General features: G+C 33.3%; 15 protein-coding genes. 2 read left to right on the plus strand and 13 right to left on the minus strand.

The genetic code is table 11. From position 1 onward, the window contains the following. Positions 1–87: 87 nt before the first annotated feature. The 8 genes from ABD730_RS15915 to ABD730_RS15950 form a co-directional block, all read right to left on the minus strand. Positions 88–447, minus strand: coding sequence for an MmcQ/YjbR family DNA-binding protein (locus ABD730_RS15915; protein ID WP_344715921.1), 360 nt, complete (start codon positions 445–447; stop codon positions 88–90). Positions 448–511: 64 nt separating this feature from the next. Then, entirely contained in the window at positions 512–1,207 is a 696-nt protein-coding gene (locus tag ABD730_RS15920; protein ID WP_344715922.1) for a hypothetical protein, read from the minus strand. A 5-nt stretch (positions 1,208–1,212) separates the two neighbouring features. Then, a complete protein-coding gene (locus ABD730_RS15925; protein WP_344715923.1) occupies positions 1,213–2,691 on the minus strand; it encodes a T9SS type A sorting domain-containing protein in 1,479 nt (492 codons plus the stop codon). A gap of 11 nt (positions 2,692–2,702) precedes the next feature. Next, positions 2,703–5,549, minus strand: coding sequence for a T9SS type A sorting domain-containing protein (locus ABD730_RS15930; RefSeq protein ID WP_344715925.1), 2,847 nt, complete (start codon positions 5,547–5,549; stop codon positions 2,703–2,705). Between the two features lie 84 nt (positions 5,550–5,633). Further along, positions 5,634–5,987 (minus strand): hypothetical protein, encoded by a 354-nt coding sequence (locus tag ABD730_RS15935; RefSeq protein WP_344715926.1) that lies wholly within the window; start codon positions 5,985–5,987, stop codon positions 5,634–5,636. A 79-nt stretch (positions 5,988–6,066) separates the two neighbouring features. Continuing rightward, positions 6,067–6,663: a hypothetical protein gene (locus ABD730_RS15940; RefSeq protein ID WP_344715927.1), complete on the minus strand. Its 597-nt coding sequence runs from the start codon at positions 6,661–6,663 to the stop codon at positions 6,067–6,069. Between the two features lie 105 nt (positions 6,664–6,768). Further along, the gene (locus ABD730_RS15945) at positions 6,769–7,419 is read right to left on the minus strand and encodes a hypothetical protein (RefSeq protein ID WP_344715928.1); all 651 of its coding nucleotides are present in this window, start codon (positions 7,417–7,419) and stop codon (positions 6,769–6,771) included. A gap of 27 nt (positions 7,420–7,446) precedes the next feature. Next, positions 7,447–8,256 (minus strand): DUF4412 domain-containing protein, encoded by an 810-nt coding sequence (locus ABD730_RS15950; protein ID WP_344715929.1) that lies wholly within the window; start codon positions 8,254–8,256, stop codon positions 7,447–7,449. Positions 8,257–8,340: 84 nt separating this feature from the next. Here ABD730_RS15950 and ABD730_RS15955 point away from each other — a divergent pair, with 84 nt between their 5' ends. Continuing rightward, positions 8,341–8,898 (plus strand): RNA polymerase sigma factor, encoded by a 558-nt coding sequence (locus ABD730_RS15955; RefSeq protein ID WP_334465486.1) that lies wholly within the window; start codon positions 8,341–8,343, stop codon positions 8,896–8,898. Beyond that, on the plus strand, positions 8,891–9,619 hold the full coding sequence (locus tag ABD730_RS15960) for a tetratricopeptide repeat protein (RefSeq protein WP_344715930.1): 729 nt from the start codon (positions 8,891–8,893) through the stop codon (positions 9,617–9,619). The genes ABD730_RS15955 and ABD730_RS15960 overlap by 8 nt, the downstream gene beginning before the upstream one ends. Here ABD730_RS15960 and ABD730_RS15965 read toward each other — a convergent pair. The 5 genes from ABD730_RS15965 to hemW form a co-directional block, all read right to left on the minus strand. Next, positions 9,596–12,655: a CHAT domain-containing protein gene (locus ABD730_RS15965; protein WP_344715931.1), complete on the minus strand. Its 3,060-nt coding sequence runs from the start codon at positions 12,653–12,655 to the stop codon at positions 9,596–9,598. The genes ABD730_RS15960 and ABD730_RS15965 overlap by 24 nt on opposite strands. A 102-nt stretch (positions 12,656–12,757) precedes the next feature. After that, a complete protein-coding gene (locus tag ABD730_RS15970; protein ID WP_344715932.1) occupies positions 12,758–13,369 on the minus strand; it encodes a DUF4230 domain-containing protein in 612 nt (203 codons plus the stop codon). A gap of 1 nt (position 13,370) precedes the next feature. Further along, positions 13,371–13,721: a DUF4260 domain-containing protein gene (locus ABD730_RS15975; protein ID WP_334465494.1), complete on the minus strand. Its 351-nt coding sequence runs from the start codon at positions 13,719–13,721 to the stop codon at positions 13,371–13,373. A gap of 2 nt (positions 13,722–13,723) precedes the next feature. Next, positions 13,724–14,473, minus strand: a complete 750-nt coding sequence (locus ABD730_RS15980) for a cyclase family protein (protein WP_334465496.1) — start codon at positions 14,471–14,473, stop codon at positions 13,724–13,726. A 2-nt stretch (positions 14,474–14,475) separates the two neighbouring features. After that, positions 14,476–15,603, minus strand: a complete 1,128-nt coding sequence (gene hemW, locus ABD730_RS15985) for a radical SAM family heme chaperone HemW (protein ID WP_344715933.1) — start codon at positions 15,601–15,603, stop codon at positions 14,476–14,478.

Below are 15,603 nucleotides of genomic sequence, written 5' to 3' on the forward strand. Positions count from 1 at the left end.
TTGACGAGATTGCATTTTATAATTCGGTTGAGGGCCATTTAGTGTAGACGGATGGTAGATAAGTGTCGACGAATGGAAAAGCTACTTTTATAGCGTTTCTCTCAATTTCTTTGGTAGTCCTTTCACTACCATATCATAGGAATGGTCTATCAACGCTTTAATCAACTGTTGTGAAAGCTCCCCAGAATGCACATAGACGCTATTCCATTGTTGTTTGTGCATGTGATAACCTGGCTTTATACTGTCGTATTCTGCTCTTAATTCTTGAGCGTATTCGGGATCACATTTTAAGTTTATAAAGGCTTCTCCATTTTCCCAACGCTTTAGTGATGCTAAAGCAAACATCTTTCCTAAAACTTTAAACACTAGGGTATCTTCATCAAAAGGAAAATGTTCGGTGACTTCTTTTTTACTTAGACAATAATTTCTGTAATCCTCTATATTCATAACAAAAACACGTTCAAAAATTTAGCCTTTGAACGTGTTTAAAATTACTGAATTTTATAGCATCTTAAAAATACTTTCCTAACCATTTACAATTTGGAATGTCTTCGACGTTGCTTACCAAAATTTTATCTGGGAAAGAGGCCATGACGTTTGGGTCGGTTTTATAAATATGATTTATTTTATATTCAATGAAGTTAAAACCGGGTTTTAAATCGATATCATAGCTAAATCGTATTTCTGCATCACCATCGTCTAGCATTCGTGTTTGCGTACATTCTCCTTTGTACTTAAAGGAAGAGGCTACATAAATCAATTCGAAATACGATCCTAAAATAGGCTCATTATAACCTGGGTCTTCTATCCAAGGCAAAAGTTCCTCATCCGAAACTGTAAAAATAACACCGACATAACGCTTGTCGGTAGTCCAAAGTGAAAGCGCTCCGGTTTCAACCGATTTAATGTTTTCATTTCCAGCAACCATATTAGTATCACAAACATCAAAAAGCGTATAAGCCACATCGTTCATAAAATTGTCTTCCATTTCTTTTGATAGTTGAGGAAGCTCCTTGGGAATATCAAACTTTATGTCTCCAGATTTTGACATGTGTCCTATTTTTATAGGATGTTCCATACCAAAAGGCAGTACCATAACAGCAACATCTAAACTTCCAAAAGGATAGTCTTCAATTTTCGGCTGGTTTTGAGCTTGTGCAAAATTGCATACCAAAATGCTAATGATACATAAGAATGCGTTTTTCATGAGATTTAGTTTTTAATGAATTTGATGGTTTGTAGTCCACCTTTCTCTGAATTAATACTTAAAAAATAAAGTCCTTTAATTAACCCTGAAACGTCCAACGTGGTCAAAGGTGTATTATTAAATTTCTCAGATACTACTTGACCTAACTGATTGACTATTTTGAACTGATAATTATCTATAAGTTGAGTTTTAATAGTTAAACTGTTTGTTGCTGGGTTTGGGTATATTTCATAATTTTTATGGATAAAATGATTCATTCCCAAAACATCCGATAAATCAAAAATCCTGACATGACCAGCATCAGTCCCGTTTCCGCTATTATATTGAGCACCAATGGCAAGGGTACTTCCATCACCCGAAAGAGAGAGGCCTACGCCACTTTGATCATATATTGCTTCACCATTGATATTGACACCTATTTGTGTCCAAACATTTGAAACATTTTGATAAACTCGTACTTGACCAGAGTTTGCACCATTCACACTACCAAAAATACTACTAATAGCTACTATACTCCCGTCCGCTGAAATAGATAATCCATGACCAGTACCATTAGCATTGCCACTATTGATACTAGATCCTATCTGTTGCCACGTTCCAGCATTGTACTGAAAAATACGAACATGTGCATGACTTGGTCCAGAATAAGCAGGAGCGCTAACTGCCACGATATTACCATCGGCAGAAAGAGAAACATTTTTGCCACATTGTCCATCACCTATGCCTTTTATATTAGGTCCTAGTTGTTCCCAACCTCCTTCTATATATCTATATATTTTAACATAACCATGATAAATTCCATTAGTTGCTGCATATGGTGAGCCAATAGCTACAGTATTACCGTCCGCAGAAATAGAAACTTTAAATCCACTATAATGACCAGATCCAGTGCCATCAATGTCAATTCCCTTTTGCTGCCAAACTCCTGAAATATTTTCATATACTCTTACATGTCCTGCATTAGTTGCAAATCCGTCATTAAGATAAGCACCAATTGCAACGGTATTACCATCATCTGAAAGCGCTACACTATTTCCTGATCCATTGTGCAGTGCTTCTCCATCAATATCACTACCTACTTGTATCCAATCATCAGATATATACTTATATACTCGCACATGACCAGAACTTTCTCCATTGTCACTATTATTAGTAGCACCAATAGCAACGACACTGCCATCTGCAGAGAGAGAAACACTAGCTCCACTAAAGTCACCTATGGCTTCACCCAGTATATTATTACCCATTTGTGTCCTTACACCATCTACATTTTGAAACACCTGAACCACCCCTCTAAAATTAGAAGCTCCGCGAGAACTAATTGCAACAACACTGCCATCATTAGACAACGCTACACTATAACCACTTAAAAGATTACTTGTATATCCATCTATGTCATCTCCTATTTGAGTTTGCCCTAAACCGATTATGGGAATTAACCCAATTAGCAAAAAAATTCTAAAATTTGTAATTATTTTTTTCATGGCTAGTGTATTTATTTTTTAATAATTTTTATGGTTTCAGAATTGCCGCTTTCAGATGAAATATTTATAAAATAAAGTCCATTAGTTAAATTTGAAACCTCTAACTCTATTGAAGCATTATTATCTTTTTTACTTAAAACAACCTGACCTAAAGTGTTTACTATTTCTAAATGATAGGCTTCTGAACTTGGTGATTGAATAAACAACCTGTCAGATACTGGGTTTGGATATAGTTTGAATGTATCATTTACCAACTGCTCTATAGACAATGTAGAGTCTGTGGAAATTCCAAATTCTGACGTGTTTCCGTTCGCATCAGTAGCGGTTGCTACAATGGTGAGATAATCATCCACATCATATCCGGTAGGAAGGTTTAATGTAACGGTTTTATTTCCTGGTTCAAGATAGTTGTCTGCCTCAATGAAAAATTTCCCCTGACCATTTGTTGCTCCAAAAAATTCAATCACCATAGGATAAACAGAATTCGTTATAGAACTCGGAACTGAATAAGTCACCTCTAAAGCATCGTCACCTAAATCTACAATCGCACTGATTTCTGGTGTGTTTTGAAGATTGTTAACTCCGGTATCTGCATCCTCCACATCATTTTCTGTGGTGCCGATTAAATCAATTCCTAAAACCGAATTGTTAAAAATACTATTCTCAGAAATTGTTACTTGAGTAGAAACACCTAAATTAGGACTTAGCTCAACTCCTTTTTGGTTGTTTGTTATGATATTATTTGTAATTGTATTACCTGTATTTGCACCTGTAATTGAAATCCCATGAAGACCGTTTCCAATATTGGTAATTCCATCTAAACCTACACCAATATGATTATAACCAAAAGTGTTGTTGTTTGAGGCAAAGAATACATTTATTCCACTCAAATTATGACCTCCAATAGTATTCCCTTCATTAGATGTACTTCCTCCAATAATGTTGTTACTACTGTTATTCAATAAAATGCCAACCCCAATATTTGCGACTTCGGTATTTCCATCTGGTAAAGTCCCTACCTTATTACTCATAAAGTGAACGTCATTGGCTCCATGGAAGTTGACATTCTTAGATTGACTTGAAATTGTGCCATTACCAGAAATTGTGTTTTCTAATACTAGGGTTCCTGTTAAAGTCCCAGACAATCTTAATCCTTCCGTTGCATTTTTTATGACTCCATTTCCTGCAGGATTTAAGCTTATATAATTATTCTGAATGGTGTGTGATGTTCCTGAAAGAGACATTCCGATATTGCTGTTTCCTGAGATGATATTTCCATCTAAAAGGTCTGTTCCACCAATAACACTATTGGTTGATGACGTTGATAAAGATATCCCTGTAACATTGCCAATGGCATCATCACCTGAGGCGTTTAAACCTATATAATTCCCTTGCACTATAGACCCACTCGATGTGCTTTCAGAAATCTCTATTCCAATAGAGTTACCAGAAATGATATTTCGAGAACCCACTTCTGATCCACCAATGCTATTATTACTATCTTGTAGATAAACCCCTGCATAATTAGCTATTGCTGATGTGCCTGAAGCGTTTGTACCAATATAATTCCCAAGTATTTGATTGCCTTTACCGCTAATAATAGTAATTCCATCAACAGTATTTCCTGAGATAACATTTTTAGCATTGGCTGTTGTACCTCCAATAGTATTGTTGTTATTCTCACCTGTAAGCATCATAATGCCTATTTGATTTGGTATAGCAACATTACCTGTAACATCTACACCTATATAATTGCCTTTTACACTATTAGAAACCACAGGTCCCACTGTGTTTCCTTGAAAATAAATGCCGTATTGTCCATTGCCTGAGATTAAATTTCCCTCACCTACTTCGTCTGTTCCAATACTATTATTATTTGCTCCAAATAATACCATAACACCAGCTCTAACATTAGAAATAGTTTCCGTTCCTGTAATATCTGTACCTATATAATTTCCTATAATTAAATTACCATAAGACTCAGCCCCTGAAAGCGCTACTCCCGTTCCTACAGTATTATCATCAGATGCACTACTGCCAGAAATAATATTACGAGCTCCCGCAGAATTTCCTCCTAATATATTATTCGGTGCATCTAAAAACTGAACATTAAAACGATTTCCTTTATTTAAGGTTCCGGTGGCATCCGTACCTATTAAATTGCCTTGAACAAGATTATTTGTAGCAGCCGAATTTATTTCAGATCCTTCAAAAGTAAGTCCGCCTACTCCATTGCCTGAAATGACATTGCCTTGATTAGGCTGCGTGCCGCCAATCACATTTCCTCCCGTATTATTAAAATACAATCCACCCCCTGTATTAGAATTGATAGTGATGCCATCAGGTTTGATTCCTATATAATTAGATTGAAAAATATGATTTCCTGTATTTGAATAAACGCCAAAACCAAAACTATAAGGATAAGTATCCATTCGTTTAAAACCACCAATACTCAATCCATAAATTTCACTTCCTTCAGAACTCCCTATAAGTTGTATACCATTATGCGTACCTGCTAAAGCAGAGCCATCGATTTCTATTATTGGTGAGTTGATATAATCTAATTGTGTTCTACCGTCTATAATAAGCGGTTGTTCTATAGGAGGTAATACATCTGTAACCGTAATAACAAATGGTGCATTACCAGAGATATCAAATTCTATACTATCCTTATCACTTGTTTTATTAGCATTTTGAATAGCTGCACGTAATGTACAATTACCTTGTGCATCTCCACAAAAAGAATCGTTGAGATTAATATCTGGCAAATCTGCTGGACTGTTAACCGTATAAGTTGTTTGTGAAAAGGATATAAATGTAAGCTGAATAAAAGCCAGAATTAGTAGTTGTTTTTTCATGATAAAAGATTGTATTTGTTATGTAATTCTTTTTTTAAACTGTCTGGTTTATTTAGAAAAACCAGACAGTTGGAAAGCCTTTATTTAATTGCAGTCCGTTGCATTAATTTGTTCTTTATACTGATCTATATCATCTAAAAAACCTTGTTTATTTGCATTTGGAACACAATCGATAACATCTTCTAAGGCCTCTATAAAATTTAAGCCAGCCGTTTTATAATTTTGACAATTGGCTAAGGTTGGATCGGTAGCATAAGCGTTAGATGCTGCCGAATACGCATTGGCTTGAGCCAAATATTGTTCTGACCAATTATTACAATCTGTATTGTTAAAATCTCCATCATCGTCTGAGCCACCGCAACCCGTTACTCCCATAAAAGTTATGAGTAAACTGATTAATAAAGTAGTTGAGCGTGTCATGTGTTTTTGAGTTTTCATTTTGTTTATGGTTTTAATTGTTTTTCTAAAACTTGAAGGTGATATTGTTATTTTATAAATTGATTTCTATTATTTATTTCTAGATTTTTCCAATAATAAGTTGCGCAACCGCTATGGCTTTTTGTTTGTTATCATGGTCGTCATTAGATACTTTAACATGTACATGAAACATATAATTGCTTGATAGAAACGTCAACTGAGACATCCTAGAATCCCAAACAGCCACAGCTCCTAAATTGGAAATTTCTTGAGGCTGTTTGTAAACTGATGTGGATTGCTTAAACATGGCTTCGTTAGCTTTTTTTACCATCACAATTAAAACTTCACTAGGCTTCGCCGTTTTAAATTCCTGACCACCAAATGATCTTGATGTCGTCACCTTTCCGTCTTCCCATTTATAAATACAAGTTGGATAGGTATAAACTACATCCTTCAGTTCTATAGGATATTCTTCAACCACAAACATGTTTTTTATTTCATGTAACGAAACCAATTCACAAGGAGAATCAACAACAGACCTTTTTATCGGGTTTTCATTTTTTGCTGCTATCTTATCTTGAGAGCTATCCGCTTTGTTTCCCTGGTTATTACAGGCTAATACCATCATAGAAAACAATAGAATTAGTAAATTGATCTTTATAATTTTTATTTTAAGCTTCTTTAGAAATTTGACCATGAGATAATTTTAAAAGTTGTGTTTTTATTATTGACTGCATTCTATCCTTCTTTCTTCTATTTTTAAACCAACTGAATGACTATAAATAAAAGGTTTCACGTATTGCTATAAATTTTTAAACTTCTGTAGGTTTTCAATTCCCATGGCATCCCAAAGTGCGTTAGTATCCATTGCTTTACCTTCTACCGTTACATAAAACCGGTTGTTGTAGAGAAATCTCAATTCAGATTGAAAATCTGCTTTAGTATTTTCATCGCGATCAGTACCAAAAGTTAATAGGTCGTTTCGCTCTTTTTTTGAATACCTTATAGTATTGTTGCTCTCTGAAGTTATGGTATTAAGCTCTAACATTTTTAAAGGTATAATCGCACCAACAGCTTTCTGGCCAGCTGCGTCTAAAATTTCAATTCTTATAGTATCATTTCCAAAATGTCCTGCAACGTTTTGACTTCCAATAATTTTAGGTTCAAGCTTATGTTCTTCTGACTTATCTATACTTAGATTTTTTAATCGTTTGGGAAATGCTTCAATAAGTTGCTCATTAGTTAATGGTGTTTTTGTACCTAGTTCTTTACGTAGTTCTGCATATTTATCATTTATATTTTCATTTTTACCAGTCACTTCATTCAACACCTCCTCAACAACCTTAGATTTAGTCGTGCCAGAAGATTTTGAATCTTCCTTACAAGACGTCATAAAAACGATCATAAGCATAAGTGGCAATAATGTTTTCAATATATTAGGACTTGTTCTCATAGATGATGTTTTAAATTTTTCTCTTTTTTACATGAATTTATAATCCGATTTTTCTATGTTCCGTTTCACCTCCTCCAAGCCAATACACTCCATCGTTGCGCTTTCTTTTTTCTTTTTTAAATTTTGCATATCCATAGAAATCATGAGTGTTTTCTCATTAGGATCAAAATAATCTTTAAGCTGTGTTGGTATTTTAGTGGTTTTATTTTTGAAGATATCATCAAAACTCACTTCGGTTTCGTTAGTAAAATACATGACCATTTCATACTCCGCATTAGTGGCTTTAACTCCTTTGCAGTTAAAACCATTTATTGTTTTTTCTGGTAACACTTCAAATTTAAATTGGTCCGATTCGTTATTTGCCTCGTCAATATCTAACTCTGGCATTTGGTTTACCATACCTATATTATTACCTTCAGATTCCATAAACATTACAGTTACCTTGTTTTCATTATCCATAACCGTAAACATACTTTCCATGACAGCGGTAGTAAATCCAAAATAAGAAGCATCTGGTTTTAAATAATAATCAAAAACCATTTCGCCTTCTTTGGTGGTCATTTTTAAAGAATATTTCCAAGTAAAATCATAAGAATCGGCAACTAAAGAGGCTTCGGCTTTTTCTTTGCTACCCCCAAATGGATTAGTATCAAAAGCCTTATCCATGGATTTAGTAGCTTTTTCAGACGCTCTATCAGCGGCTTTTTCAATGACAGCGTTTTCCACCTTTTGCTCTACTCGTTTTTTAAGTTTATTTAAAAACTGAGCTTGAGATGTTGAGATAGAAAACAAGCAAAAAACAATAGATACAATAACACAAGTATTTTTACTTTTCATGTTGATTTGATTTAGAATGATTTATCTTTAGTGAAGGAAAAATCACAGATGTTAACATCTTCTAAAAAAAAATTCTAAATTTCTATGGAACAACATTTTGTTGATGCTCTAAAAAACGATGACACCAAGCTCATCAAAGTGATTTATGGCGATTATAGAAATGAATTTATTTTCTTTTCTAAAAAATATAATATTGCAGAAGCTGATAGCTTAGACATCTATCAAGAAGCGTTTTTAGCGATTAGAAAACACGCCATATCAGGAAAACTACAGGACGTCAATAGCAGCTTTAAAACCTATCTTTTTGGTATTGGAAAACATCTTATTTACAATAAATTAAAAGAGTATTCCTCCAAGCAATCTTATGATCTTATACTACATAAAGCAGATGCTGATTATGAAGAAATTACTATAGATACCTCAGAAAAGCTTACTAAAGAGCAAGAATTACTTCGTCATTATTTTAAGCAATTAGGAAAAAGTTGCCAGCAAATGTTAACATTGAGTTTTTACAGAGGACTAACTAATGATGAAATAGCAACTTTAGAAGGTTATGAAAATGAAGGCGTAGTGCGAAGTCAAAAATCGCGTTGCCTGAAAACATTGAAAAACCTGATAAAAAACCCCTTAAATAATGACTAACGAAACACTAATAGAAAAGTATTTTTCTAAGAGGTTGACAACAGACGAATCTCTAGAATTCCAAAAACTTTACGATACTAATCCAAATTTTAAACAAGAAGTAGATTTCCTTAAAACTGTGAGAACAGTTACTGAAACAGAAGATGACGCACAATTTAAAAAGCAATTAGAGTCTTATGAGTCTGAATATATTCCGGAAGAAAAAAGCACTACAAAAACATGGTTAAAGCCTCTAATAGCAGCTGCAGGACTTATATTGATAATGTTTAGTATTAATTTTTTTATGACTTCAAATAGTAATGAAGAAAAATTATTTTCAACCTATTTTGAACCTTCAAAAAATGTAACATCACCTATTGTACGATCAGCAGATCATGAAACCATTTTAAATAACGCATTTATAGCTTATGATGAACAAAATTATAAACAAGCTATAGCTTTATTTGAATCCTCCTATCAAACTTCAAAACAATCTGAGCTCTTATTTTATGAAGGCAATAGTCTTTTGGCTTTAGGAGACACCAATTTGGCTATTGAAAAATTCAAGGAACATTTAAAATATTCAGATATATTAACCCATCGCTCGCATTGGTATTTAGCCTTATCCTATTTAAAAATAAAACAAACAGACAAAGCGAAACACGAGCTAAACGCGTTACTAGATTCTGGTGAAACGTTCAAAAAAGCGGAAGCAACATCACTTCTTAAAAAACTGAATTAATCGTTTTCTAAAAAAGAGAACACCTACAAAAAGCCCAATAAGCACATATACCCAATAGTATTGCGTCTCTACAAGAGCATCGGTATTACCACTAATAACAAAACCAGACCAATAATAAGGATGTTTTAGCAAGTCGTCATCTGTGTGTTTTAAATAGTCTAATTTGGCATTTTTAAGTGCTTCATCTTTAAATTCACCTTGCTTTAAATGCGTATAGAAATACGACATTATTTTAGCAGTAGCTTCATCTTCTACTTTCCATAAACTCATCACTGTACTTGGAACTCCTGCATAATTAAAAGCGCGAGACAAACTAATAACACCTTCGCCATTTTCATAAAAACCATTTCCGGTATCACAGGCACTTAAAACCGCCATATTAGCCTTTAAAGTTTCGTTATACAATTCTGAAATGAACAGCAGATTATCTTCTTCACCATAAAAATTAAGTGATGAAAATTCAGGGTGAACCTCATCAATATTTGAATGCATGGCCAAATGCAACACATTAAAATTATTGGCCTGGTCCATAAAATTTAACTTAGAAGCATTCAAAAAGGCATCTCCATTAAAAATGTTCAGAATAGCATTTAATTCACTGGACGCTTTAGGTAATTTTGACTCCAAATTAGACGCTGAAAACGCTCCTATTTTCACCTTTTCAAAGCTTGATTTAATTTTTTTCTGTTCCTGATAAAGCAATAATGAAGACCCATAGCTTATCAAAGGCATATTCTCCTCCAAAAGAAACGCTTCAAAAGGCAAATAATGTATTGCACCATCAGGAATAATAGTGAGCTTCTCATAGTCTCCATAATTTAGTTGAGGCAATAACAAAGTTGATAACCTCTTAAATGATTCTTGATAATTTGGTGTTCTTTCTTTTAAAGTCGACAAACATGTTTTTAAAGCACTTATCACAATGGTTTTATCACTTTGTGGCAAGATTTTAATCTGACTTTTAGTTATTAAAAAGGGATATAATTTATCCTCCGTAAAAATATATTTTACTACGCCTTCGTTATCTTTTAAATCCTCTTGCAAAGTTTTGATATCGAAGTGTTGTACATTAAACTGATAGTAGGTTTGATTTTGTTGCTTTATTGAATCTTGCACCTTGTCTAAATCGTTCTTTAGTTTGAAAATCTTATTCTGCCAAAGTGATTTTTTTTCGTCTGAATCTTGTTTCAAATCAATTAAAGCCTTCTGATAAAAGTTAAGTTGGGCTTTAATATTCTCTTCTTGATTAATTAAGTTTTGTGGAATATTTAACTGCTGTCTTTGGTTGTTAAACACAAATTTAGACCATGTTAATTTTGAACCGTTATTCTCAATACTATTTAAAATTTCGGATAACAAACTTGTATCATCAGGTTGTACCGAAGCCACTTTTAATAAGCCTTTATTTATAGCATTATAGTTTAAAAACAAACTTTCGTTATAGCGCTGCCCTAAATACAATTGATTGTAAATTTCAGAGGCCAAAACATAACGCTGTGTCGCTTTTTCTAAATTTATTTTAGAATGGTCTTCGTTATAACGTTCAAAATAAAAATCGCCCATAGCCAAGAATCCAGCAATCGTTTCAAATGAAATTAAAGGTTTTAAATCTTCAAGTTTTAAATCTTCAATTGTTTTATTAGAGTTATTCACTACTCTAAAAGCTTCATCAAAATAGTGCTTTGATGCTTCCTTTTGGTCTAGCCCTTGTGCTGTTTTCGCATTTAGAATCGCCAACTTAAATTGGCTTGAAGTCGCTTCATCCTCTTTAAAATCCTTTAATTGATCTAACAAAATTGAAGCTTCATCAAAGTTTCTTCCTTCTATGAGTAATTCTGCTTTATATAATTTAGTACTGAACGCTTTGGTGTAATACTCCGTTTTATAATCTTCTGTTATGGCAATGGTTTTATTTAACAATTGCAACGCTTTTTCAGGCTGTTTAGTTGCGATAATTGACGCGTAAAATTTTAATGTAGCACTTAAAGTGTTGACTTCAAACCTGGATAATTTTTTACGTGTATCAATAGTTTTTATTATCGCATCTGTATAATAAACGGTTTTAAGCGTGTCTTTCTTTCGAGAATAATGCAACATTAAATCGTACCAATTAGACAATTGATCTTCGTAAATTTCCTCCTTATTCCTTAATAGAAGATTGTTTTTAGTGGTTTTAGCAATGGTTCTTAATTTATCTTTTTTTAGAATATACTCTTCTGCTTTATCAAAATCTCCATAGTAGGAATACCAATAAAATAAATTTCCATAACAACTGTAAAGGAACTGTTGATTATCGTTTTCATCAAGGGCTTCCCAAATGGTTTTTGCTTTTAAAAGGGATTCTAATTCCTTTGTCTTCAATCCTAAATACCTATACTCTACAGCAATATTATTGTAGGCTTGCGCCACATCGGTGTTATATTCACCAATTATACTTTTATATAAATCGAGCGAGGTTTGGTAATGCTCTACGGCTTTAGAATAATCACCTAGTGCGCTGTAGATAAACCCAATATCATAAATTAAATCTACAAAGGATTTATCTTTATTAGAGAGTGTATCTTTTAAAACTTCATAACCCAATTGGGCCTGTTCTAAAGCGTGTTCCCAATTCCCTAAATAAGCCGTTTGATGATATATACGATTTTGAATTTGGTACTGAAATATTCTATCTGGATGTTTCTCTCTACTATATAAATCCCTGGCGCTTATAGCCGATTGCAAAGCACTATCTAAATACTGTTCACGAACCTTTTTAGTTATAGTTTTATCTACATTATGGTAGTCATAACTTTTAAACTCCATACTTGCAGAATTGGTATGAAAAAGCTTGGCTTTAAGATACGTTTGATAATCTACAGAAGAATTATTTAAGGTTTGTATCGCTTGCTTCCTAAAAATTAGTGCTTGGTCGTACTCCCCTTTTAGTTGCAAAGAATCGGCAAGAATAGTTAAGGTATCTTTTTGATAAATATTTTGAGAATACCCAAAAGACAAGGATATAATAAACAAGTAAATGAAAGGATAGGGCTTCATTGTATTGGTTAATTACATTAAAATTAAACAATTAACCTGTCGCAGCTAAGAATTAAGTTGACTTTTGTTATAATTTCAAAATAAATCATAAATAACATAGCATCACTTCAACATTTTTTTAGTCTCTTCTCCTTCAATTTTTAATGCCGTATAATCTAATTTCCAACCAATAGTCTCTACTAAATTTTCAATAAGATGAATGGCTTCTAAAGCCTCTTGTTTTGCGATATTATACAAGCCACTTTCTGGAATTTTTTCCATAATATGCGTTTTAGCTCTAGTCTGTAACTCCGTTAAATCGGCAGCTTCAAACTTATTAAACATACCATCGCGCTTATCATAATAATTTATATTGCTTTCAATAGATAGCACTTCTGGCTGTGGAAAATGTGTTAAATGAACTGTTTTTGTTTTAGCGTTTGAAGACATTTGCACTTTACCCAAATCGAAGCCAACATGCGCTTTAGCATTAATGACGACTAAAGCTTTTTTTCGACTAGAAATTAATTTTAAGAACTTTTCTTTTACGTCTTCATAATGATAGATCTCTGCAAAATCACCTTCAACGGTAACAAATTTACAGACGCGTTTTATTTTGTCTAATATTAAAATGGACTGTTCATTAGTGATTTTTTTAGTCTTCCATTGTTTATATATGGTTACCAAACCTAAAGTCACTAAAATGCTAATAATGATTATAAAAAATGTTTCCATGCTATTTACCTATTTCTCCTAAATGCGTGTTTTTAAATGCGTCATCAAATTTTAATCCATAGCCAAAGATTCTATCCATAGATGCATGAGCAAATAAAATAATACCCACTAATTTCAGCCATTCAATTTCAAAATACATGCCAAGAAAATAAATAAGTATCGCTAAACCTTTATGATGAAACATATTGTAGACTGTTGCTCCTATTTTAGTATTAAAAATATAACCTAACATACCAATATCTGGCACTAAAATTAAAGCTAAAAACCACCACCAAGCATAACTAAGTTGGTTAAACAAGAAAATACCAAAAACAAACATTCCTAATTCTTCTAGCTTTAAAACAAATTTCATAATTACACTATTACCTTATACAATATAGGTTTACTTGGACTTGCATCGTTTTCAAATGGTGCAATTTGAAGATTAAGCATATAACAACCATCTGATATTTTATTAGACACATAAATAAATTCTGTAATTGTAGCATCTAATCGTAATTTCCCTTTAGTATTCCAAAACGCATTGTGCGCTAAGAGTTCGCCTCCATCTTGCTCTTTGTCTACACTAGGCAAATCAATAAGAAGATGTTTTACTCCTTTGTTTTTTAGATACTCTGCGGCATCTTCTAACAAATACGTTGGGTTGGTATTAGAATATTGCTTGGTGAATTTATCACGTGTATTGGGCATGGTTCTAATCACAATGGCTTCGCGTTTTTTATTGCCTAAGGCAAACTGTAATTGTTTTCTAGAAATCACATAATCGTCGCCTTGCTTTTCTGGAGCAACCGTTACCACTTCCGCTAAAAAGAAAAACTGTTTTAAATGTTGGTTTATAGAATAGACTTTTTCTGTAATATGACCAACCGTTTCTGTATGTGTACCATGCGAATGCGGATTAAAAGTAATGGTATTAAAATTTACCACAGCGCCATTAGCCACACTTACAATTTCACCATCTATAATTTCAGGTTCAATTTTAGGGGGATCTAAATACCATGCATTTACATTATTAGGTTTTCCTGTTAGAGGTATTGAAATATCTAAAGGTTGTGATAAATCTATAGTTCTTTTTTTCGATTTGAATTGTATTGTTGCTAACACGTTTAATTGATTTTAAATAATTCGCTGGCAATACCATCACACAAAAACTGTCCTTTTTTTGTGACGCGTAAATGTCCATCATCAATATACAATAATTGTTGATTTATAAAAACTTCTGATTGCTCAATTAAGTAATCTTTAAAAACGATACCAAAGTCTTCTTCTACTTTACGAAATGAAACTCCCCAAATGGTACGCAAACCTGTCATTATATATTCATTGTACTGATCGGTTTGTGTTAACGTTTCAATCTCAATGGGCAACTCATGTTGTGCTATAGCATTTATGTATTTGGAATTATTTTTTACATTCCATCCACGTTGTTTTCCATTGAACGAATGTGCCGACGGTCCAATTCCGAGATAAGATTTCCCTTGCCAATAGGCCGAATTGTTTTTACTAAAATACCCGTCTTTTCCAAAATTAGAGAGTTCGTAATGTACAAACCCGGAAGCTTCTAACTTATCTTTCAACATATGAAATTGTTCATGCGCTTGCTCGTCATCCACATTATCTATAATGCCTTTTTTAATAAAAGACGCCAAAGCCGTTTTAGGCTCAACGGTTAATGCATAGCTTGAAATATGAGGCACTCCAAAACTTAAAGCCCTTTCTATATTTGCCAACCATTGCACGTTTGAGGCTCCTGGAATGCCATAAATTAAATCTAAAGAAATATTATCGAAGTGCTTAGTGGCTTCTTCTAAACACGATTTAGCTTCGTTGGCATTATGTGCACGATTCATCAGTTTTAAATCCGCTTCAAAAAAGGATTGAATACCTATAGACAACCTATTGATTGGACTCTTAGAGAGTGCTATGATACGTTCTTTAGATAAATCATCTGGATTGGCTTCAAGTGTAATTTCTGGGTGGTCTGAAACCTTGTAATTTTTATAAACTGAATCTATTATAAATTGTAATTCATCATTCGTTAATAAGCTCGGTGTTCCACCTCCAAAATAAATAGTTTCTACGCTGGAATTTTTAAATTCACCTTTACGAAGTTCTAATTCTTGACACAACGCATTTATAAGTTCATCTTTTTTCTTCAAAGAGGTTGAAAAATGAAAGTCGCAATAATGACACGCTTGCTTGCAAAATGGTATGTGGATGTAGATGCCGCTCAT

Origin of the sequence: Winogradskyella damuponensis (assembly GCF_039538385.1) — a bacterium.
In the GTDB taxonomy this organism is placed as follows: domain Bacteria; phylum Bacteroidota; class Bacteroidia; order Flavobacteriales; family Flavobacteriaceae; genus Winogradskyella; species Winogradskyella damuponensis.